The following is a 22,580-nucleotide window of genomic DNA, read 5'->3' on the forward strand; positions in this document are numbered from 1 at the left end:
CAGAAAGCGGCGCGAATTGGTTGCTGCACCGCAGCGATCGTCCGATTTTGATCAAGCCGGCGCGCTTTCGCGGCGCCGCCACGCAAAAGGAAAAAGCCCCTGGGATCGGGGCTTTTTCCTTTGCTTTCAGCGCGTTATTGCGCCCAAGGCGGCGTGGCGCGGGTCGCGGCCCCGAGTTTCTGGCGCAATGTGTCGGCCTGCGCCTGCAGGCCCAGGCTGTCCAGCGCGTGCAGGACGATCCAGTCGGCGCTGACTTCGAAGAAGTCGCGCAGGCGGGCGCGGGTGTCGCTGCGGCCGAAGCCGTCGGTGCCGAGCGTCCGGTAGGGCGCCGGCACCCAGGCGCGGATCTGCTCGGGCACGGCGCGCACGTAGTCGGTGGCGGCCACCACCGGCGCGTCGCTGCCGCCCAGGCAGGCGCGCACCCAGTCCGCATCCGGCGCGGTGGGCAGGCCGAGCGCGCGGGCGCGTTCGGCCTCGCGGCCATCGCGCGCCAATTCGGAGAAGCTGGTCACGCTCCAGACCTCGGCATCCACGCCGTATTCCGCGTGCAGCCGCTCGGCGGCCATTTCCGCTTCGCGCAGCATGGGGCCGGCGCCCAGCAGTCGCACCGCGGCCTGCTGGCGGGCCGGACGCAGGCGGTACATGCCGCGCAGGATGCCTTCGGCCGCGACGCCGTCCTGCGGCAGGTCGGGCTGCGCCAGGTTCTCGTTGGTGACGGTCAGGTAGAAGAATTCGTCGCGCTGTTCGTCCAGCATGCGGCGCATGCCGTATTCGACGATCACCGCGACTTCGTAGGCGTAGGCCGGATCGTAGGCGCGGCAGTTGGGCACGGCCGCGGCCATGATGTGGCTGGAGCCGTCCTGGTGCTGCAGGCCTTCGCCGCCCAGCGTGGTGCGGCCGGACGTGGCGCCGATGAGGAAGCCGCGCGTGCGCTGGTCGGCGGCGGCCCAGATCAGGTCGCCGATGCGCTGGAAGCCGAACATCGAGTAATAGATATAGAAGGGCAGCATCGGCAGGCCGTTGACCGAGTAGCTGGTGCCGGCCGCCGTCCACGACGAGATCGCGCCGGCCTCGGTGATGCCTTCTTCCAGGATCTGGCCGTCACGCGCCTCGCGGTAATACAGCACCGAGCCGATGTCCTCGGGCTGGTACAGCTGGCCCTGGGCCGAATAGATGCCGATCTGGCGGAACAGGTTGGCCATGCCGAAGGTGCGCGCCTCGTCGGCCACGATGGGCACGATGCGCGGGCCGACCTGCGGGTCCTTCAGCAGCGCCGTCAGCATGCGCACGATGGCCATGGTGGACGACATTTCCTTGCCGTCGGCGCTGAGCGCGAAGCGGGCCCATTGATCGACCGCTGGCGGCGCCAGCCGTGGCGCCTGCGTCTGGCGCCGGGGGATGTGGCCGCCCAGCGCGGCGCGGCGCGCCTGCAGGTGGCGCAGCTCGGCGCTGTCCTCGGCCGGGCGGTAGAACTTGAGCGCCAGGCAGTCGGCGTCGGAGATCGGCAGCGCGAAGCGGTCGCGGAACGCCAGCAGCGCCTCGTCGTCCAGCTTCTTCTGCTGGTGGGTGGTCATCTTGCCCTGGCCCGCCGTGCCCATGCCGAAGCCCTTCTTGGTCTGCGCCAGGATCACGGTGGGCTGGCCGCGATGATGCGCGGCGCGGTGATACGCGGCATGGATCTTGACCATGTCGTGGCCGCCGCGGTGCAGGCGGTCGATGGCTTCGTCGGTCCAGTCGGCCACCAGCGCCGCCAGTTCGGGATTCTGGTTGAAGAAGTGGGCGCGGTTGAAGGCGCCATCGTTGGCGGCGAAGGTCTGGAACTGGCCGTCCACCGTGTTGGCGAAGGCGCGCGCCAGGGCGCCGTTGGTGTCACGGCGCAGCAGCGCGTCCCAGTCGCTGCCCCAGACCAGCTTGATGACGTTCCAGCCGGCGCCGGCGTACAGCGTTTCCAGTTCGTCGATGATGCGGCCGTTGCCGCGCACCGGGCCGTCCAGGCGCTGCAGGTTGCAGTTGACCACGAACACCAGGTTGTCGAGCTTTTCGCGCGCGGCCAGGGTCAGCGCGGCGATCGATTCCGGCTCGTCCATTTCGCCGTCGCCGAAGATGCCCCAGACCTTGCGGTCGCCGCCGGGCACCAGCGAACGGTGTTCCAGGTAGCGCATGAAGCGCGCCTGGTAGATCGCGTTGATGGGGCCGATGCCCATCGAGCCGGTGGGGAATTGCCAGAAGTCCGGCATCAGCCACGGGTGCGGGTACGACGACAGGCCGCGCAGGCCGCGCGTGGTGGCGGTGATTTCCTGGCGGAAGTGGGCCAGGTCGTCATCGCTCAGGAAGCCTTCCAGGTAGGCGCGGGCGTAGACGCCGGGGGCCGAGTGCGGCTGCATGTAGACCAGGTCGCCCGGGCCATCGGCGCCGGCGGCGCGGAAGAAGTGGTTGAAGCCGACCTCGAACAGGTCGGCGGCCGAGGCGTAGCTGGCGATGTGGCCGCCCAGTTCGCCATGGGCCTGGTTGGCGCGCACCACCATGGCCAGCGCGTTCCAGCGGTTGATGCGGGCGATGCGTTCCTCGACCGCCAGGTTGCCGGGGAAGGGCGGTTCCTGGTCGGCGGGGATGGTGTTCAGGTAGGCGGTGCGCGTCTGGCTGTTGGCGCGCAGTCCCAGCGTGGCGGCATGCCCCAGCAGGTTGTCCAGCACATAGCCCGCCCGGTCGGCGCCCGAGGCCTCGACCAGGGACTGCAGGCCGTCGCGCCATTCGGCGGTCTCGGCGGGGTCGGCGTCATGCCGGGGATCTGCTCCGGCGGGGGAATGGCTGGCGTCGCACATGATGGTTTTGTCTCCTTGTAAGCGCCATGCTAGTCCTGTCCCTGGGGCATGGGTAATCAAAAAGCCGGGGGAGAACCCGGGTTTTCAGCATAATCGTCCGCCGTTTTTTGGGTGGACGGCAGGATCTGCTGCGATGGGCCGCTTACCGGTGGTGACCACCTGCTGGACGCCGAGGCGCTAGAATTCGCGCTTCAGAAAAAACAAACCGGCAACCAACAGGGCGTAAACGCCCTGAAAGCCGTGGCCGTCCCGCTCCCGCGGCGGGTCGACCCCGGCCAGTAGAAGGAGACTTCAATGACTCAACCCACCACCGTCCCGGCAGAGGTCACGCTACCGGAACTGACGTTCCGCGGCGTGCTGCTGGGCGCAGTGATCACCATCATCTTCACCGCCTCCAATGTGTTCCTGGGGCTCAAGGTCGGCCTGACCTTCTCGTCGGCGATCCCGGCGGCGGTCATTTCCATGTCGGTGTTGCGGCTGTTCAAGGACGCCAACATCCTCGAGAACAACATGGTGCAGACGCAGGCCTCGGCGGCCGGCACGCTGTCCTCCATCATCTTCATCCTGCCCGCCCTGGTCATGATGGGCCACTGGCAGGGCTTTCCGTTCTGGCAGACGCTGGGCATCTGCGCGGCCGGCGGCATGCTGGGCGTGATGTTCACGATTCCGCTGCGCCACGTGATGGTGGTGCAGAGCGACCTGCCGTATCCCGAAGGCGTGGCGGCGGCCGAGATCCTGCGGGTCGGCAGCGCCGAGCGCGCCCAGGATGCGGCCGAAGAGTCCGGGCGGGCGCCGGCCAAGCCGGCCGCCACCGGCATGGGCGACATCGTCAGCGGCGGCGTAGTGGCGGCGGCGGTCAGCTTCGCCGCCAGCGGCCTGCGGGTGCTGGGCGACGGCGTCAGCGGCTGGTTCGCGCTGGGCGGCGCGGTGTTCCGGCTGCCGATGGGCTTCTCGCTGGCGCTGCTGGGCGCCGGCTACCTGATCGGCATCGTGGCCGGCCTGGCCATGCTGACCGGGCTGGTGATCTCGTGGGGCATCGCGGTGCCGATCCTGACCTCCATGGCCGAGATTCCCGCCGACATGACGCTGGCGAAGTTCGCCACCGGGCTGTGGTCGTCGCAGGTGCGCTTCATCGGCGCCGGCGTGATCGGCGTGGGCGCCATCTGGACGCTGGCGACGCTGTTCGTGCCGATGGCGCGCGGCGTCAAGGCCTCGTTTTCGGCGCTGACCCGCGCTGGCGCGGCGCGCGCCGGCAAGGCCCCGCGCACCGAGCGCGACCTGTCGGCCGGCTGGATCTCGGTCGTCACGCTGGTGCTGGTGGCGGTGCTGGTGATCACCTTCCAGGTGTTCCTGGCCGGCGCGCCGCTATCGGCCGCGGCCATCTGGAAACTGGTGGCCTACGCGGTGCTGTTCGCCTTCGTGTTCGGCTTCCTGGTGGCCGCGGCCTGCGGCTACATGGCCGGCCTGGTGGGCTCGTCGACCAGCCCGATCTCGGGCGTGGGCATCGTTGCCATCGTGCTGGTGTCGCTGCTGATGCTGGCACTGGGCGGCGAGTTGCTGGCGGTGCAGAACGGCGTGCAGATGACGATCGCGCTGGCCATCTTCAGCACCTCGGCGGTGGTGGCGGTGGCATCGATCTCGAACGACAACCTGCAGGACCTGAAGACCGGCTGGCTGGTGGGCGCGACGCCCTGGCGCCAGCAGGTGGCGCTGCTGATCGGCTGCGTGGTCGGCGCGGCGGTGATCTCGCCGGTGCTGGAACTGCTGTACAACGCCTACGGTTTCGCCGACGCCATGCCGCGCGAAGGCATGGACCCGGCGCAGGCGCTGTCGGCGCCGCAGGCCACGCTGATGCTGGCGATCGCGCGCGGCATCTTCACCCACCAGCTGAACTGGACCATGATCCTGATCGGCATGGCGGTCGGTGTCGGCCTGATCGCGCTGGACGAGGTGCTCAAGCGCACCTGCAAGGTGGCTCGCATTCCGGTGCTGGCGGTCGGCATCGGCATCTACCTGCCGCCGACCGTGGCGGCGCCGATCGTGGCCGGCGCGCTGCTGGCCTGGCTGCTGGAGCGGGCGCTGCGCCGTCGCGCCGCGGCCGCCGGCAAGGACTACGAGTCGTTCGCCGAGGCCCCCAACCGGCGCGGCGTGCTGATCGCCTCGGGCCTGATCGTGGGCGAGAGCCTGGTGGGCGTGGTGATGGCCGCCATCATCGGCGCCGCCGGCACCGATGCGCCGCTGGCGATCGCGGGCGAGGAATTCGCGCGTACCGCTTCGTTCCTGGGACTGGCGGTGTTCGCGCTGGTGGCGGTGCTGTTCTGGCGCCGCGTGATGCGGCTGGCGTAGCGCCGCCGCGTGGCGGTCAAAGGGCATGGCGCGTGGGCGCCATGCCCTTTTTTCATGCCGGTTGCAGCAGGTCGGCCAGGGTGCGGGCGATGACCTTGGTGGCGCGCCGCAGGTCTTCCAGCGCCACGCGTTCGTCGTTGCGCTTGGCGTGCGATTCCAGCACGGTGCGCGGCCCGGCGCCGTAGATCACGCCGGGAATGCCGGCCTCGGCATACAGGCGCACGTCGGTGTAGAGCGGCGTGCCCATGGCGGGGATGGGCTCGCCGAACAGGTCCTGGCCGTGCTTGCGAATGGCCTCGACCAGCGGCTGGTTGCCGGGCAGCGGCCGCATGGCGTTGGCCAGCAGCAGGCGCTTGATCTCGACGCGAAGGCCGGGCATGGCGGCCGCGGCCTGTTCGATGATGCGGCGGATGTCGGCCTCGACCTCGGCCGCGTTCTCTTCCGGGATCATGCGGCGGTCCAGCTTGAACACCACCTTGCCCGGCACCACGTTGGTGTTGGTGCCGCCTTCGATGCGGCCGATGTTCAGGTAGGGGTGGCTGATGCCCTCGACCTGCGAGGTGATTTCGCGGTAGCGCGCGTTCTGCGCGTAGAGCGCGTTCATGATCGCGACCGCGCCCTGCAGCGCGTCCACGCCGGTGGCGGGAATGGCGGCGTGCGCCATCTTGCCGTGCACCGTGACTTCCATCTGCAGGCAGCCGTTGTGCGCCGTCACGACTTCATAGCTGAAGCCGGCCGCGATCAGCAGGTCGGGGCGGGTGAGCCCCTGGCGCAGCAGCCAGCCCGGGCCGAGCAGGCCGCCGAATTCCTCGTCGTAGGTGAAGTGCAGCTCGACCGCGCCTTGGCTCGGACGGGCCACCGCCTCGAGCGCGCGCAGCGCGAAGGTGAAGCTGGCGAAGTCGCTCTTGCTGACCGCGGCGGCGCGGCCGTAGAGGTTGCCGTCGACGATCTCGGCCCCGTACGGATCGCGTTCCCAGCCGTCGCCCGGCGGCACCACGTCGCCGTGGGCATTGAGCGCGACGCGCCGGCCGCCGGCGCCGTATTCGCGGCGCACGATCAGGTTGGTGATGGATTCCATGCCGTAGGCGCGCACCTCGTCGGCGGGCACGGGATGGGACTCGGCCTGCAGGCCGAAGCCCTGCAGCAGTTCGGCGGTGCGGACGGCGTGGGGGGCGTTGTTGCCCGGCGGCGTGTCGGTCGGCACGCGCACCAGTTCCTGCAGGAAGCGCACTTCTTCATCGAAGTGGGCGTCCACCCAGGCGTCGAGTCGGGCGTAGTCGGTCATGGTTCAGCTCGTTGCTTCGTTGGCGAGATCGTCGAGCAGCCGTTGCATCGCCTGTGCGGCCAGCTGCATGTCGTGGTTGGTGGTGGATTCGAGCGGGTTGTGGCTGATGCCGGCGTTCTGGCCGCGCACGAACAGCATGGCCTGCGGCATGATCTCGTGCAGCTTCATGGCGTCGTGGCCGGCGCCGCTGGGCATGCAGTGGACCGGCACGCCCTGCGCCTGGACCGCGCGTGCCCAGCGTTGTTGCCAGGCGGGCGCGCTGGGGGCGGCGGCGGCCCGCATGGTTTCCTCGAGCGTGTAGCGCAGGCCGCGGCGCTGGCAGATCGCTTCCAGTTCGGCCAGCACGTCCGTGGCCAGCGCATCGCGCTGCCGATCGCTGGGCGCGCGCAGGTCGAGGCTGAAGCGGCATTCGCCGGGCACCACGTTGATCGAGCCATTGGGCACTTCCAGCATGCCGACAGTGCCGACCGAGTCGCCATCGCGCGCGGCGCGGCCTTCGACGAACACGATCAGCTCGGCCGCGGCCACGGCGGCGTCGCGGCGCCGGTCCATCGGCGTGGTGCCGGCGTGGCAGGCGGTGCCGTGGATGCGCACGCGGTAGCGCACGCAGCCGTTGATGGACGTGACCACGCCCAGCGGCAGGCCCATTTCATTGAGCACGGGGCCCTGTTCGATATGCACTTCGACAAAGCCCAGATAGCGGGCCGGGTCGCGCTTGAGCTTGGGAATGTCGTCGACGCACAGCCCCGCGTGCGCCATGGCCTCGCGCATGCTGATGCCGTCGGCGTCCTTCTGTTCCAGCCAGCGCGGCTGGAAGTCGCCAATCAGCGCGCCGGAACCGAGGAAGGTGGCCGGATAGCGCTGGCCCTCTTCTTCGGAAAAGGCGATCACTTCGATCGCGTAGGGCAGGCGCCTGCCCTGGCGGTGCAACGCGCGCACGCAGGCCATCGGCACGAAGATGCCGAGGCGGCCGTCGTATTTGCCGGCATTGCGCACCGTGTCGTAGTGGCTGCCGCTCATCAGGATGGGCGCGTCGGCGCGGACCGCATGGTAGCGGCCGACCACGTTGCCAACCGCGTCGATGCCGACTTCGTCGAAGCCGCAATCGCGCATCCAGTGCGAGATGCGCTGCGCGCAGGCGCGGTGCGCATCGGTCAGGTAGGTGACGGTGAGCTGGCCGTTCTCAGCGTAGCCGGGGTCGCTGTGCGCGCTGAGTTTTTCCTGCCAGTCCCAGATGTCGTTGCCCAGGTCTGGTTCGGCGCCGAAACGTTCGTGCAGCCGCACTTCGGCGTCGCGGTGCAACTGGCGCAGGGCTTCGCGGCGTTCGTCGTCCGGCGCGTTGTGCTGGCGGCGCTCCAGCGCCTGGACCCGTTGCGCGTCTTGCAGGCCGGCGCAGCGCGGGCTGTAGCGGGACAGCACGAAGGGAAAGCCGAAACGCGCGGCATGGTCGGCGATGCGCGCGGCGGCGTCGGTCCCAGCGTCGAGCGCGGGCTGGGCGCGCAGCAGCGCCAGTTGCGTGGCGACGTCGGCATCGTCCACCGCGCGTTGCAGCGCCAGCTGCAGCTGGGCCACGCTGTGCATCGGCCGCGCGCCTACCGCCTGTTGCGCGGCCCAGGGCGCGTGCGGATACAGGTCGGCCAGCATGGCGGCCGCGTCTTGCGGCGCGGCGTCGTTGAATTGGGCGAGGGTATGGGCCATGGTTGCGCCGTTCAAAGAGCGGGTTGATAGGGATGGCGCGCCTGCCAGTGCCGGGCGATGTCCAGGCGGCGGCAGACCCAGACGCGGTCGTGGCGCGCGATGTGATCCAGGAAGCGTTGCAGGGCGACGATGCGGCCCGGCCGGCCGAGCAGCCGGCAGTGCATGCCGATGCTGAGCATCTTGGGGGCCTCTTCGCCTTCGGCGTAGAGTGCGTCGAAGCTGTCTTTGAGGTACTGGAAGAATGGGTCGGCGTGCGAGTAGCCCTGCGGCAGCGCGAAGCGCATGTCGTTGCAGTCCAGCGTGTAGGGCACGATCAGTTGCGGCGCCACGCTGCCGTCGCTCTTTTGCACCCGCATCCAGAAGGGCAGGTCGTCGCCGTAGTAGTCGCTGTCGTATTCGAAGCCGCCGTAGTCCGCCACCAGGCGGCGCGTGCGCGGGCTGTCGCGGCCGGTGTACCAGCCCAGCGGGCGGGCGCCGGTCAGTTGCGCGATGGCGTCCATGCCCAGGCGCATGTGTTCGCGCTCGGTGACTTCGTCCACGTGCTGGTAGTGCACCCAGCGCCAGCCGTGGCAGGCGATCTCGTGGTCCAGCTCGACCAGCGCCGCGGCCAGCTCGGGGTGGCGCTGCAAGGCCATGCCGACCGCGAACACCGTCAGCGGCAGGCCGCGCTTTTCGAATTCGCGCAGGATGCGCCAGACGCCTGCGCGCGAGCCATACTCGTAGATGCCTTCCATGCTGAGGTGGCGTTCAGGATAGCTGGCCGGGTTGAACATTTCCGACAGAAACTGCTCGGACCCCGCGTCGCCATGCAGCACGCAGTTCTCGCCGCCTTCCTCGTAATTGAGCACGAACTGCACCGCGATGCGGGCGCCGCCGGGCCATTGCGCGTGCGGCGGATTGCGGCCGTAGCCGATCAGGTCACGCGGGTAGGGCTGGGTGGCGTCGTAGGTGCTCATGGCTGGGCGGGCGTGGACATCGTGTTCGACACGATAAGGTAAACCGCATTGTCTGTATACAATTTATGTACATCATTAGTGATGACCCTAATACATCAGGCAAGGCCGGCCGCCATCAAGCGAACACCCCGCCGGCATGCGCTGCCGGCGGGGTGTTGGGGGAACATCGAAAAAAGGGCGGTTCAGCGCAGGTCGCCGCAGGGCCAGGCGCTGGCGCCGTAGCCGCCGTCAGCCGTTGCGGTAGAGAAAGCTGTAGGCGTTGATCGCCGGTACCCCCCCGAGATGCGCGTACAGCACCCGGGAGCCGGCGGGGATTTCGCCGCGCCGCACGATGTCCATCATGCCCTGCATCGATTTCCCCTCGTAGACCGGGTCGGTCATCATGCCTTCGAGCCGCGCGCACAGGCGGATGGCCTCGTTGGTCTCGGCCGAGGGCAGGCCGTAGGCCGGGTAGGCGTAGCGCGTGTCCAGCACCACGTCGCTGTCGGTGATGGGGCGCTGCAGGCCCACCATGTCCGCGGTGCGGCGGGCGATGCGCAGGATCTGCGCGCGGGTCTGGTCGGGCGTGGCCGAGGCGTCGATGCCGATCACGCGGTCGGCGCGGCCGTCGGCGGCAAAGCCCACCACCATGCCGGCCTGCGTGCTGCCGGTGACGGCGCAGACCACGATGTAGTCGAACTTGAAGCCCAGCTCGGCCTCCTGCCGCCGCACTTCCTCGGCGAAGCCCACATAGCCCAGCCCGCCCAGTTCATGGTCGGAGGCGCCGGCCGGAATCGCATAGGGCTTGCCGCCGCGCTTGCGCACGTCTTCCAGCGCCTCTTCCCAGCTGCGGCGGAAGCCGATGTCGAAGCCCTGGTCCACCAGGCGCACGTCGGCGCCCATCAGCCGGCTCATCATGATGTTGCCGACCCGGTCGTAGACGGCGTCCGAGTAGTCCACCCAGTTCTCCTGCACCAGCACGCAGGCCAGGCCGAGCTTGGCGGCCACGGCCGCCACCATGCGGGTGTGGTTGGACTGGATGCCGCCGATGGTGACGAGCGTGTCGCAGCCCTGTTCCAGCGCCTGCGGAATCAGGTATTCCAGCTTGCGCAGCTTGTTGCCGCCGAACGCCAGGCCGCTGTTGCAGTCCTCGCGCTTGGCGTAGATCTCGACCTTGCCGCCGAGGTGGGCGGACAGACGCTCGAGCTTCTCGATGGGGGTGTCGCCGAAGGTCAGGCGATGGCGGGGAAAGCGTTGCAGATCCATGCGGGCTCCTGGGGGGAAACGGTCCGGGCGGACGGCGCCGCGGATGGAAAAATCATAGGAACCCGTCGGATTGTTGGTCAATTGCGTATTTTTTGGATTTCTTCCATTTAAATTTTTTGGAAATTGGTTTTTTGGATCTAATATTTATGAATAAAAAATAAATACCAAATTAAATTTTATAGGGACATATTGAATGGCTGCCATTGCCGGGCTGGATCGCATCGACCGCCAGATCCTGCGCCTGCTGCAGCAGGACGCCCAGATCACCAACCTGGACCTGAGCGCGCGCGTCCACCTGAGCCCCGCGGCCTGCCTGCGGCGGGTGGAAAAGCTCAAGGCCGAGGGCATCATCAGGAAGACCGTGGCGCTGCTGGAGCCGGCCGAGGTCGAAATGGCCACGCTGGTGATCGTCGGGGTGGTGCTGGACCGCTCCACGCCCGAGTCCTTCACCGACTTCGAGGCGGCGGCGCGCGGCATCAGCGGCTGCCTCGAATGCCATCTGGTCGCGGGCGAGTTCGACTACTTCCTGATGCTGCGCATCCGCGACCTGGAGCGCTTCAACAAGCTGCACGCGGGCGAGATCATCAAGCTGCCCGGCGTGCGCCAGATCCGCACTTTCTTCGTCCTGAAAGAGATCCTGTCGACCACCGAGCTGCCGCTCTGACGAGGCAATTGCGCAACACCCGGTGCGCGGGCCAAAAAAAATGCCGCAATGCGGCATTTTTCGTTAGCGGAAATTGGTGGCGAGTAGACGGCGTAATTGCAGGGGTTGAACGGACATTCCAAACCCGCATGGAGCCATTCCGCTTGCGCTTTTGCGTCACGCAATCGCAAGAAGACGCCCATAAACTCAAAGGGTTATACTTTCATCCATACGGCTTTCAAGGCTTGTACGCGCCTTCTGCCCCTGCTATCCGCTAAACGGGAAGCCCGTGTCGCGGAAGGTTTTCCTGCATCGTAATCGAGTGAAGCACTCGTAAAGGTGAAGCGATTATGTCTTCGGAAATAGAATCCCTATCCACGTCTTACTTGTTTGGGGGGAATGCCCCCTACGTTGAGGAGCTTTACGAAGCCTACCTCGACAACCCCGGTTCGGTGCCTGACAACTGGCGCGAATACTTCGACCAGCTGCAGCACGCTCCCGCCACCGACGGCCAGGAATCCACCCGCGACCAGGCCCACGCTCCCATCGTCGAATCGTTCGCCCAGCGCGCCAAGGCCAATGCCTTCGTGCAACGCGCCGCCGAACCCGACCTGAGCGTCGCCTCCAAGCAAGTCTCGGTGCAATCGCTGATCGCCGCCTACCGCTCGCTCGGTTCGCGCTGGGCCGACCTGGATCCGCTCAAGCGCCAGGAACGTCCCCCGATCCCCGAACTCGATCCGGCCTTCTACGGCCTGACCGAAGCCGACCTGGACCAGACCTACTCGGCCACCAACACCTACTTCACGACCGCCAGCACCATGACGCTGCGCGACATCCTGAAGGCGCTGCGCGACACGTACTGCCGCAGCATCGGTGCCGAATTCACGCACATCTCCGACCCCGCCGCCAAGCGCTGGATCCAGGAACGCCTGGAAACCACGCTGGGCGCGCCGACCTACTCGGTCGAGGAAAAGCGTCACATCCTGCAGCAGCTGACCGAGTCCGAAGGCCTCGAGCGCTTCCTGCACACCAAGTACGTCGGCCAGAAGCGCTTCTCGCTGGAAGGCGGCGAAAGCTTCATCGCCTCGATGGACGAAGTGGTGAACCACGCCGGTGAAAACGGCGTCCAGGAAATCGTGGTCGGCATGGCCCACCGCGGCCGCCTGAACCTGCTCGTGAACATCATGGGCAAGATGCCCGGCGACCTGTTCGCCGAGTTCGAAGGCAAGCACGCCGAAGGCCTGACCGACGGCGACGTGAAGTACCACAACGGCTTCTCGAGCGATCTGTCGACCCGTGGCGGTCCGGTGCACCTGTCGCTGGCGTTCAACCCGTCCCACCTGGAAATCGTCAACCCCGTGGTCGAAGGCAGCGCGCGCGCTCGCCAGGAACGCCGCGGCGACGCCGAAGGCAAGCAAGTGCTGCCGGTGCTGGTGCACGGCGACGCGGCCTTCGCCGGCCAGGGCGTGGTCATGGAAACCCTGAACCTGGCCCAGACCCGCGGCTACGGCACGGGCGGCACGATGCACATCGTCATCAACAACCAGATCGGCTTCACCACGTCGGATCCGCGCGACTCGCGCTCGACGCTGTATTGCACCGACGTGGCCAAGATGATCGAAGCGCCGGTGTTCCACGTCAACGGCGACGATCCCGAAGCCGTCGTGTTCGTGACCAAGCTGGCGCTGGACTACCGCCTGCAGTTCCGCCACGACGTCGTCGTGGACATCGTCTGCTTCCGCAAGCTGGGCCACAACGAGCAGGACACCCCGTCGCTGACGCAGCCCCTGATGTACAAGCGCATCGGCCACCACCCCGGCACGCGCAAGCTGTACGCCGACAAGCTGACCACGCAAGGCGTGCTGGCCGAGGGTGAAGCCGACCAACTGGTCAAGGACTACCGCCAGCTGATGGAAGACGGCCAGCGCACCATCGAACCGGTGCTGACCGACTACAAGAGCAAGTACGCCATCGACTGGTCGCCGTTCCTGGGCGCCAAGTGGACCGACCAGGCCGACACCGCCGTGCCGCTGGCCGAGCTCAAGCGCATCGGCGAGCGCATCACCACGGTGCCGGAAGGCTTCACGGTGCACCCGCTGGTCGCCAAGCTGCTGAACGACCGCCGCACCATGGCCAAGGGCGAGATGAACCTGGACTGGGGCATGGGCGAACACCTCGCCTTCGCCACGCTGGTGTCGTCGGGCTACGCCATCCGCATCACCGGCCAGGACTCGGGCCGTGGCACGTTCACGCACCGCCACGCCGTGCTGCACGACCAGAACCGCGAGCGCTGGAACGACGGCACCTACATTCCGCTGCAGAACGTCTCGGAAGGCCAGGCCCCGTTCACCGTGATCGACTCGGTGCTGTCCGAAGAAGCCGTGCTGGGTTTCGAATACGGCTACTCGAGCGCCGAACCCAACACGCTGACCATCTGGGAAGGCCAGTTCGGTGACTTCGTCAACGGCGCCCAGGTCGTGATCGACCAGTTCATCAGCTCCGGCGAAGCCAAGTGGGGCCGCCAGTCGGGCCTGACCCTGATGCTGCCGCACGGCTACGAAGGCCAGGGCCCCGAGCACTCGTCGGGCCGCATCGAGCGTTTCCTGCAGCTGTGCGCCGACAACAACATGCAAGTGATCCAGCCGACTTCGGCCTCGCAGATCTTCCATGTGCTGCGCCGCCAGATGATCCGTCCGTTCCGCAAGCCGCTGGTGCTGTTCACGCCCAAGTCGCTGCTGCGCAACAAGGACGCCGGTTCGCCTTTGACCGAACTGGCCGGCGGCAGCTTCCGCCCGGTCATCGGCGAGGTCGACGAGGCCATCGACGCCGCCAAGGTCAAGCGCGTGCTGGCTTGCTCGGGCAAGGTCTACTACGATCTGGTCAATGCCCGCCGTGAACGTGGCGCCGACAACGTCGCCATCGTCCGCGTCGAGCAGCTGTACCCGTTCGCGCACAAGTCGTTCGAGACCGAACTGCGCAAGTACCCGAAGGCAACCGAAGTGATCTGGGTCCAGGACGAGCCGCAGAACCAGGGCGCTTGGTTCTATGTTCAGCATCACGTGTACGAGAACATGGTCGAAGGCCAGAAGCTGGGCTACGCCGGTCGCGCCGCGTCGGCATCGCCGGCCGTGGGCTACCTGGCCAAGCACCAGGAGCAGCAGAAGGCCCTGATCGAAACGGCGTTCGCGCCCAAGTTCAAGGTCATGCTGACCAAGTAATCAACCCGATGCGCGCGCGGCGCGCGGCAAGTTGCGGAAACCCCGTTTCGAACTTTGCCCGCGCCGCGCGGTCCAGAACACACACTTTACGGAATAAACAAAATGGCTATCACCGACGTCGTCGTCCCTCAACTCTCCGAATCCGTCTCCGAAGCGACCCTGCTGACCTGGAAGAAGCAGCCCGGCGCTGCCGTCGAAGCGGACGAAATCCTGATCGAAGTCGAAACCGACAAGGTCGTGCTGGAAGTGCCGGCTCCCGCCTCGGGCGTGCTGGCTGAAATCGTCAAGGGCGATGGCAGCACCGTCACCTCGGGCGAAGTCCTGGCCCGTATCGACACCGCCGGCAAGGCCGCCGCCACCCCGGCGACCGCCCCCGCCGCCGAAGCGCCCAAGGCCGCCGCGCAAGCCGCCGCCGCCCCGGCCGCTCCCGCCTCGACCGCCGCCGCCGGCGTGGCTTCGCCCGCCGCCGCCAAGATCCTCGCCGAGAAGGGCGTGGACGCCGCCAACGTCGCCGGCACCGGCCGTGACGGCCGCGTCACCAAGGGCGACGCCCTGAACGCCAGCGCCCCCGCCGCCAAGGCCGCCCCGGCCAAGGCCGCCGCCGCGCCCGCCCCGACCACGCTGTCGCTGGACGGCCGTCCGGAACAGCGCGTGCCGATGAGCCGCCTGCGTGCCCGCATCGCCGAGCGCCTGCTGCAATCGCAGCAGGAAAACGCGATCCTGACCACGTTCAACGAAGTGAACATGCAAGCGGTCATCGATCTGCGCAACAAGTACAAGGACAAGTTCGAGAAGGAACACGGCATCAAGCTGGGCTTCATGTCGTTCTTCGTCAAGGCCGCCGTTGCCGCGCTGAAGAAGTTCCCGCTGATCAACGCCTCGATCGACGGCAAGGACATCATCTACCACGGCTACTTCGACATCGGTATCGCTGTCGGCAGCCCGCGTGGCCTGGTGGTGCCGATCCTGCGCAACGCCGACCAGCTGTCGATCGCTGAAATCGAAAAGACGATCGCCGACTTCGGCCGCCGCGCCGCCGACGGCAAGCTGGGCATCGAAGAGATGACCGGCGGCACGTTCTCGATCTCCAACGGTGGCGTGTTCGGCTCGATGCTGTCGACCCCGATCATCAACCCGCCGCAATCGGCCATCCTGGGCGTGCACGCCACCAAGGATCGCGCCGTGGTGGAAAACGGCCAGATCGTCATCCGCCCGATGAACTACCTGGCCCTGTCCTACGACCACCGCATCATCGACGGCCGCGAAGCCGTCCTGGGCCTGGTCGCCATGAAGGACGCCCTGGAAGATCCGCAGCGCCTGTTGCTGGACCTGTAATCTCGGCGCCCTGAGCCCGGCGCCGCCGCGGCCTTCGGGCCGGCGGCGCCCGGCCGGCCTCACGGGCCGGCTCGCGCGGGCCGGGGCGAGTTTCACTCCCTCCTCATTCGCGAGAACACTATGTCCAAACAATTCGACGTCGTCGTCATCGGCGCGGGCCCCGGCGGCTATATCGCCGCCATCCGCGCCGCGCAGCTCGGCATGTCGGTGGCTTGCATCGACGCCTGGCAAAACGGCCAGGGCGGCCCGGCTCCCGGCGGCACGTGCACCAACGTCGGTTGCATCCCGTCCAAGGCGCTGCTGCAATCGTCCGAGCACTTCGAGCAAGCCAACCACCACTTCGCCGAGCACGGCATCGAAGTCAAGGGCGTCAGCCTGAAGCTCGACACGCTGATCGGCCGCAAGAACTCGGTGGTCAAGCAGAACAACGACGGCATCCTGTACCTGTTCAAGAAGAACAAGGTCACCTTCTTCCATGGCAAGGGCGCGTTCGTCGGCCAGGTCGAGGGCGGCTGGGCCATCAAGGTCACCGGCACCGCCGAGGAAGACCTGGTTGCCAAGCACGTGGTGGTCGCCACCGGTTCGTCGGCGCGCGAGCTGCCCGGCCTGCCGTTCGATGAAAAGGTCGTGCTGTCCAACGACGGCGCGCTGAACATCGGCGCCGTGCCGAAGTCGCTGGGCGTGATCGGCGCCGGCGTCATCGGCCTGGAAATGGGCAGCGTGTGGCGCCGCCTGGGCGCCGACGTCACCATCCTGGAAGCGATGCCGGAATTCCTGGCCGCCGCTGACCAGCAAGTGGCCAAGGAAGCCCTGAAGGCCTTCACCAAGCAGGGCCTGAACATCCAGATGGGCGTCAAGATCGGCGAGATCAAGGCGACCGCCAAGTCGGTGACCGTGCCTTACGTCGACGCCAAGGGCGCCGAGCAGAAGCTGGTGGTGGACAAGCTGATCGTCTCGATCGGCCGCGTGCCCTACACCGGCGGCCTGAACGCCGACGCGGTGGGTCTGAAGCTTGACGAGCGCGGCTTCGTCGCCGTGGACGGCGATTGCAAGACCAACCTGCCCAACGTCTGGGCGGTGGGCGACGTGGTGCGCGGCCCGATGCTGGCGCACAAGGCCGAGGAAGAAGGCGTGGCGGTTGCCGAGCGCATCGCCGGCCAGCACGGCCACGTCAACTTCGACACCGTGCCTTGGGTGATCTACACCTCGCCGGAAATCGCCTGGGTCGGCAAGACCGAGCAGCAGCTCAAGGCCGAAGGCCGCGAGTACAAGGCCGGCAGCTTCCCGTTCCTGGCCAACGGCCGCGCCCGCGCGCTGGGTGACACCACCGGCTTCGCCAAGGTGATCGCCGATGCCAAGACCGACGAAGTCCTGGGCGTGCACATCGTGGGCCCGATGGCCTCGGAGCTGATCTCGGAAGCCGTGACCATCATGGAATTCCGCGGCGCCGCCGAAGACATCGCCCGCATCTGCCATGCGCACCCGACGCTGTCGGAAGCCGTGAAGGAAGCCGCCCTGGCCGTCGACAAGCGCGCCTTGAACTTCTGATCCGGCACCGCGCTGCGGCTTGGCCAAAGGGGCGGGTTCTCGGACCCGCCCTTTTTTTCACTTGCTTGACCTGCCTCTTCCATGAACGTCCGCGAATACTACGAACAAGCCCTGGCCGAACGCGGCTACCAGCCCGACGCCGCCCAGAAAAAGGCGATCGACCGGCTGCAGCGCTATTACGACGAATGGATCAAGTTCAAGGCGTTGCGCTCGAACGCGCTCAAGAAGCTGTTGAACCGTCCCGACGTGCCGCGCGGCGTGTACCTGTGGGGCGGGGTGGGGCGCGGCAAGAGCTTCCTGATGGACGCGTTCTACGCCACCGTGCCGGTGGTGCGCAAGACGCGCCTGCACTTCCATGAGTTCATGCGTGGCGTGCACCGCGAGCTGGAAGAAGTGAAGGGCATGCAGGACCCGCTGGACGAGGTCGCCAAGCGCGTGGCCAAGCGCTACCGCCTGATCTGTTTCGACGAGTTCCACGTGTCGGACGTGGCGGACGCGATGATCCTGCACCGCTTGCTGTTCAAGCTGTTCGAGTACGGCACCTCGTTCGTGATGACCTCCAACTACGAGCCGTCGACGCTGTATCCCGACGGCCTGCACCGCGACCGCGTGCTGCCGGCGATCGAGCTGATCCAGGCGCGCATGGACGTGATGAACGTGGACGCCGGCGTCGACTACCGCCGCCGTTCGCTCGAGCAGGTGCAGTGCTACCACTCGCCGCTCGATGAGCATGCGCAGCAGGCGCTGCAGCAGGCGTTCGACAGCCTGGCCGACACGCCGCCGCAGGAGCCGGTGCTGCACATCGAGCACCGCGAGATCCGCGCGCTGGCGCTGGCCGGTTCGGTGGTGTGGTTCGACTTCGCCACGCTGTGCGGCGGCCCGCGTTCGCAGAACGATTACCTGGAGCTGGCCAACCGCTTCCACGCCGTGATCCTGTCCGGCGTGCCGCGCATGGGGCCGCGCCAGGCCTCCGAGGCGCGCCGCTTCACCTGGCTGATCGACGTGTTCTACGACCATCGCGTCAAGCTGATCATGTCGGCCGAGTGCGAACCCGAGGAAATCTATACCGAGGGCGTGCTGGCCAATGAATTCCACCGCACGGTCTCGCGCATTCTCGAAATGCAGTCGCGCGAATACCTGGAATCCGAACGCCGCCTGACCGTAACGTTGTAGTTATGCCGCAAGCGCCCGTCCCGTGGACGCGAGCGGGGCGGTTTGCGTGGTTAATGTTGGTAATGCAAGTCATTATCAATTAACATCCGAAGACTTCAGGTCCCGCACCGCAGTCTTCAAGTGTCTTCCCCCTTCATCCCGTCTTCGGTCTCTTGCGCCGATGCGTCCGTCACGCCCGTCGATGGCCTGTACCGCGACCATCGGCCGTGGCTGTTCGGCTGGCTGCGCCGCAAGCTCGGCTGCGCGCACCGCGCCGAGGACCTGGCGCAGGACGTGTTCGTGCGCGTCATCCAGGGCCGCAAGGCGGTGCGCACGGCTGATGCGCGGGCCCTGCTGACCACCATCGCCAAGGGCCTGGTGGTCGATCACCAACGGCACGCGGCGCTTGAACACGCCTACCTGGCCTATCTGGCCTCAATGCCCGAGGCCCATGCGCCGTCGCCCGAGACGCAGGCCGAGCAGATGCAGGCCCTGATGCAGCTCGACCGGCTGCTCGACAGCCTGCCGCCCAAGGCGCGCTCGGCGTTCCTGCTGTCGCAGCTGGACGGCCTGACCTATCCCGAAATCGCGCAGCGGCTCGGCGTGTCGCTCAGTTCCGTGCAGCAGTACATGGTGCGCGCCATGTCCGCCTGCTATGCCGCGCTCTATGACTAGCGTCATCGGCAGGCCGCCGGAATCCGTGGTGCGCGAAGCCATCGCCTGGTGGGCCCGCCTGCAATCCGGCCAGGCCGATGCGCGCGACCGTGACGCCTGTGATGCCTGGCTGGCGCGGGATCCCCTGCACCGGCAGGCCTGGGAACGGCTGGAAATGATCGGCCGCGATGCGCGCCGTGTTCCCGCGGCATTGGCGCATGCGGCGCTGGACGCTCCGGATCCGGCCGGTCGCCGCCGCGCCTTGCGCGCCATGCTGACGCTTGCGGGTGTCGGGGTGGCGGGATGGGCCGGATACCGGCACACGCCGTGGCAACGGCTGGCGGCGGACCTGAGCACCGGCGTTGGCGAACGGCGCGCGGTCGCCGTGGCCGATGGCCTGCACGTCACCTTGAACAGCGACAGCGCGCTGCGCTTGCGGCTCGATGGCGGCGCGCGCGGCATCGACCTGCTGCGCGGCGAGATCCTGGTCCACGCGCAAGCGCGGCCGGGCGCGGCCGCGCTGCGGGTGGATACGGGCTATGGCGTGCTGCTGGCCGAGAACGCGCGCTTCGACGTACGGCGCACCGACGACGGCGCGCGGCTCGGGGTCTACCAGGGCAGCGTCGCGCTGCTGCGCGATGGGCAGCAGGCCCAGGTCGAGGCGGGCGAACGCCTGACCTATGGCGCGCAGGGGAGCGTCGAGCGGCATGCCGCGGACCCGGACCGCCTGGCCTGGGTTGATGGCCTGGTGGTGGCCAAGGACTGGCGCCTGGATGCCTTCGCCCAATACCTGGCGCGCCAGCGGATCGGCGTGATCCGGGTGGACCCGGCGGTGGCCGCCCTGCGGCTGTCGGGCGTCTTTCCGCTGGACGACGCCGAACGCGCGCTCAGGGCGCTGGAGCCGGCCCTGCCCATCGTGGTGACGCGCCACACGCAGTACTGGCTGCAAGTCGGGCCACGCACGGCCTGATCGTTACAATTTTCTCGCTCGACGCATTGCAGGTTTTTGTTCCCGGTACGGAAAGGCAGAGATAGAGACCTACGTACAGGGAGTTTTTCGTGTCCGCTTCATCCTGCCCGCGCCCTCGCGCGACCTTGACCGCCGGCCGCCTGGCCGTGCTTGCCGCGACCTGCGCCGGCGCCTGGCTGGCCGCCGCGCCCGCCGCCTGGGCGCAAGCCTCGCCCGCCGCCGCCCAGGCGCCGCGCACCTACCAGATCGCCGCTGGTCCGCTCGGCGATGCGTTGACCCAGTTCGCGCGCAGCGCCGGCGTGGTGCTGTCGTTCGATCCGGCCCAGGTGCGCGGCCTGCGTTCCGGCGGCCTGGACGGCGCCTATTCGGTGGGCGCCGGCTTTGCCCGCATCCTGGCGGGCAGCGGCCTGCAGGCGCGCGCCCAGTCCGGCAACACCTGGACGCTGGTGGCGGCCCCGGCCGCGCCGGCGGGCGATACGCATACGCTGGCGCCGGTCACGGTGTCGGGCAATTCCCTCAGCGCGCTGGCGCCGACCGTGGGCTATGTGGCCGGCGCCAGCGTCAGCGCCACCAAGACCGACACGCCGCTGATCGAGACGCCGCAATCGGTGTCCGTGGTCACGCGCGAGCAGATCGCCGAGCAGGGCGCGCAGACGCTGAACCAGGTGCTGCGCTACACGCCCGGCGTGGCGACCGAAACGCGCGGCGCGACCGCCACGCGGCTCGACCAGTTCAGCGTGCGCGGCTTTTCCGCGTCGACCTACCTCGACGGCCTGCGGGTGTTCGGTGGGCGCGATGCCCTGCCGCAGGTGGACGCCTACCGGCTGGAGCGCGTGGACGTGCTGAAAGGGCCGGCCTCGGTGATGTACGGGCAGGGCGGCCCCGGCGGCGTGGTCAACCAGGTCAGCAAGCGGCCGCTGGAAGAAGCCCTGCATGAAGTCGAGCTGCAGGTCGGCAACTACGACTACCGGCGCGCCAACTTCGATTTCGGCGGCCCGCTCGATGCGGACGGCAAGTACCTGTACCGCCTGGTGGGATCGGGCTACATGTCCGACGGCCAGATCGACCACACCAAGGAGCGTCGCTACTTCGTTTCGCCGGCGTTCACCTGGAAGCCCAATGGCGACACGTCGCTGACGGTGCTGACGAACTTCCAGCGCGATCCCGACATGGGTTCCTACGGCGCCGTGCCGCCGATGCGTTCGTTGCTGTCGGCGCCGGATGGCATCCGCCTGTCGCCGAGCTACTACGACGGCGACGCCAATTTCGAGAAGAGCGACCGCAAGAGCTATTCGCTCGGCTATGTGCTGGACCACCGCTTCAGCGACAGCCTGAAGGCGACGCAGAGCCTGCGCTGGACTCATTCCGATGCCAAGTACCGCAGCATCTACGGCGCGTCCAGCCGCTTCTACGGCTACACCGACAGCCGCTACCTCTACCAGCAGCGCGCCGCGATCGCGACCGACGTCGAGGTCGGCGCGCTGACCATCGACAACAACCTGCAGGCGCGTTTCGACACCGGCGCCTTCGGCCACACGGTGTTGCTGGGCTTTGACTACCAACACGTCAAGACCGACACATTGTCGGGCTTCGGCAGCGCGCCCGCGTTGAACGTGATGAACCCGGACAACCACCAGAACATTCCGGTGCCGGCCTTCTCCACCGACGCCACCACCACGCAGTACCAGACCGGCCTTTACTTCCAGGACCAGATCAAGATCGACCGCCTCTCGGTGCTGCTGGGCGGACGCTACGACTGGTCGCGCAACGTCGGCGAGAGCACCGCCATCGCCACCGGTCGCACCACGCCTTCGTCGTTGCGCGCCGAGGCCTTCACCGGCCGTTTCGGCGTGATCTACAACTTCGACAACGGCGTGGCGCCGTACTTCAGCTATTCCGAATCGTTCGAGCCGCAGTCGGGCACCGGCTGGAACAACGCGCCGTTCAAGCCGATCGAGGGCAACCAGTACGAGGTCGGCATCAAGTACCAGCCGCCGGGCAGCGCGACGCTGCTGTCGGTGGCCGCGTTCGACATCCGCCGCGAGAACATGCTGACCACCGATCCGGATCCGACGCACCTGTGCGGCACGTCCAATGCGCGCTGCCAGATCCAGTCCGGCGAGCTGCGCACGCAGGGCATCGAGCTCGAGGCCAAGACCGAACCGCTGCGCGGCCTGACGCTGATGGCCGGCTATTCGCTGCTGGACAACGCCTATTCCAAGGCCAATCCCGGCACCACGGGACTGAACCTCAAGGGCAAGGCGCCGGTGGGCGTGCCGTCGCAGCAGGCCTCGGCCTGGGCCCGCTACCAGTTGCAGGGCGGTCCGCTGGCCGGCCTGGGCGTGGGCGGCGGCGTGCGCTACATCGGGTCGTCGTACGGCGACGAGGCCAACACCATGAAGGTGCCGTCGGTCACGCTGTTCGACCTGATGCTGGACTACGACCTGGGCCGCGTGTCGCCGTCGCTCAAGGGCATGCAGGTGGCGCTGAACGTGCAGAACCTGTTCGACAAGGAATACATCGCCTCGTGCTCGGGCGATTCCTGGTGCTGGTACGGCTACCAGCGCTCGATCAAGGCCAGCCTGCGGTATCGCTGGTAAATCAGACTGCCCGTCCGCGGCGCGGCCGTGGGCGGGCAGGCATGCAAAGTCTCGCATCGTAGTGAGAATGGTTATAATTCAGACCCTGCCGATACGGTAACCGCCGCG

The 22,580-nt window shown here is 67.6% G+C and carries 14 protein-coding genes; 9 read left to right on the forward strand and 5 right to left on the reverse strand.

Going from position 1 to position 22,580, the window contains the following annotated elements:
- Positions 1 to 134: 134 nt before the first annotated feature.
- A complete protein-coding gene (gene mdeB, locus AC1HFW_RS00975; protein ID WP_479281542.1) occupies positions 135 to 2,822 on the reverse strand; it encodes an alpha-ketoglutarate dehydrogenase in 2,688 nt (895 codons plus the stop codon).
- Between the two features lie 294 nt (positions 2,823 to 3,116).
- On the opposite strand from mdeB, the gene AC1HFW_RS00980 reads away from it, so the two are divergent.
- Positions 3,117 to 5,168, forward strand: a complete 2,052-nt coding sequence (locus AC1HFW_RS00980) for an OPT family oligopeptide transporter (protein ID WP_241070496.1) — start codon at positions 3,117 to 3,119, stop codon at positions 5,166 to 5,168.
- 52 nt (positions 5,169 to 5,220) lie between these two features.
- Here the strand turns inward: AC1HFW_RS00980 and AC1HFW_RS00985 are convergent, their stop codons facing one another.
- The 4 genes from AC1HFW_RS00985 to AC1HFW_RS01000 all read right to left on the reverse strand — a co-directional run bounded on the left by AC1HFW_RS00985 (position 5,221) and on the right by AC1HFW_RS01000 (position 10,352).
- Entirely contained in the window at positions 5,221 to 6,453 is a 1,233-nt protein-coding gene (locus AC1HFW_RS00985) for a M20 family metallopeptidase (protein WP_479281543.1), read from the reverse strand.
- Positions 6,454 to 6,456: 3 nt separating this feature from the next.
- Complete coding sequence (locus AC1HFW_RS00990) at positions 6,457 to 8,151, reverse strand: hydantoinase/carbamoylase family amidase (RefSeq protein ID WP_479281544.1); 1,695 nt, start codon at positions 8,149 to 8,151, stop codon at positions 6,457 to 6,459.
- Between the two features lie 11 nt (positions 8,152 to 8,162).
- Entirely contained in the window at positions 8,163 to 9,107 is a 945-nt protein-coding gene (puuE, locus tag AC1HFW_RS00995; RefSeq protein WP_479281545.1) for an allantoinase PuuE, read from the reverse strand.
- A gap of 228 nt (positions 9,108 to 9,335) precedes the next feature.
- Positions 9,336 to 10,352 carry a 1-aminocyclopropane-1-carboxylate deaminase gene (locus tag AC1HFW_RS01000; protein WP_006393565.1) on the reverse strand — a complete coding sequence of 339 codons (1,017 nt, stop codon included), beginning with the start codon at positions 10,350 to 10,352 and terminating at the stop codon, positions 9,336 to 9,338.
- Positions 10,353 to 10,545: 193 nt separating this feature from the next.
- On the opposite strand from AC1HFW_RS01000, the gene AC1HFW_RS01005 reads away from it, so the two are divergent.
- The 8 genes from AC1HFW_RS01005 to AC1HFW_RS01040 all read left to right on the forward strand — a co-directional run bounded on the left by AC1HFW_RS01005 (position 10,546) and on the right by AC1HFW_RS01040 (position 22,472).
- A complete protein-coding gene (locus tag AC1HFW_RS01005; RefSeq protein WP_006393566.1) occupies positions 10,546 to 11,016 on the forward strand; it encodes an Lrp/AsnC family transcriptional regulator in 471 nt (156 codons plus the stop codon).
- Between the two features lie 329 nt (positions 11,017 to 11,345).
- Positions 11,346 to 14,213, forward strand: a complete 2,868-nt coding sequence (locus AC1HFW_RS01010) for a 2-oxoglutarate dehydrogenase E1 component (protein ID WP_061072129.1) — start codon at positions 11,346 to 11,348, stop codon at positions 14,211 to 14,213.
- Positions 14,214 to 14,315: 102 nt separating this feature from the next.
- Positions 14,316 to 15,548 (forward strand): 2-oxoglutarate dehydrogenase complex dihydrolipoyllysine-residue succinyltransferase, encoded by a 1,233-nt coding sequence (gene odhB / locus AC1HFW_RS01015; protein ID WP_006393568.1) that lies wholly within the window; start codon positions 14,316 to 14,318, stop codon positions 15,546 to 15,548.
- 120 nt (positions 15,549 to 15,668) lie between these two features.
- Positions 15,669 to 17,096 (forward strand): dihydrolipoyl dehydrogenase, encoded by a 1,428-nt coding sequence (gene lpdA / locus AC1HFW_RS01020; protein WP_006393569.1) that lies wholly within the window; start codon positions 15,669 to 15,671, stop codon positions 17,094 to 17,096.
- 81 nt (positions 17,097 to 17,177) lie between these two features.
- Positions 17,178 to 18,269, forward strand: a complete 1,092-nt coding sequence (gene zapE, locus AC1HFW_RS01025; RefSeq protein ID WP_061072128.1) for a cell division protein ZapE — start codon at positions 17,178 to 17,180, stop codon at positions 18,267 to 18,269.
- 120 nt (positions 18,270 to 18,389) lie between these two features.
- Positions 18,390 to 18,923, forward strand: a complete 534-nt coding sequence (locus AC1HFW_RS01030; protein ID WP_104021580.1) for a sigma-70 family RNA polymerase sigma factor — start codon at positions 18,390 to 18,392, stop codon at positions 18,921 to 18,923.
- Positions 18,916 to 19,872, forward strand: coding sequence for a FecR domain-containing protein (locus AC1HFW_RS01035; protein ID WP_083827841.1), 957 nt, complete (start codon positions 18,916 to 18,918; stop codon positions 19,870 to 19,872). Before AC1HFW_RS01030 ends, AC1HFW_RS01035 begins: the two co-directional genes overlap by 8 nt.
- An 89-nt stretch (positions 19,873 to 19,961) precedes the next feature.
- Positions 19,962 to 22,472, forward strand: coding sequence for a TonB-dependent siderophore receptor (locus AC1HFW_RS01040; protein WP_061072126.1), 2,511 nt, complete (start codon positions 19,962 to 19,964; stop codon positions 22,470 to 22,472).
- Positions 22,473 to 22,580: the final 108 nt, after the last annotated feature.

The sequence above is a fragment of the Achromobacter sp. ISS7 genome (assembly GCF_056523125.1).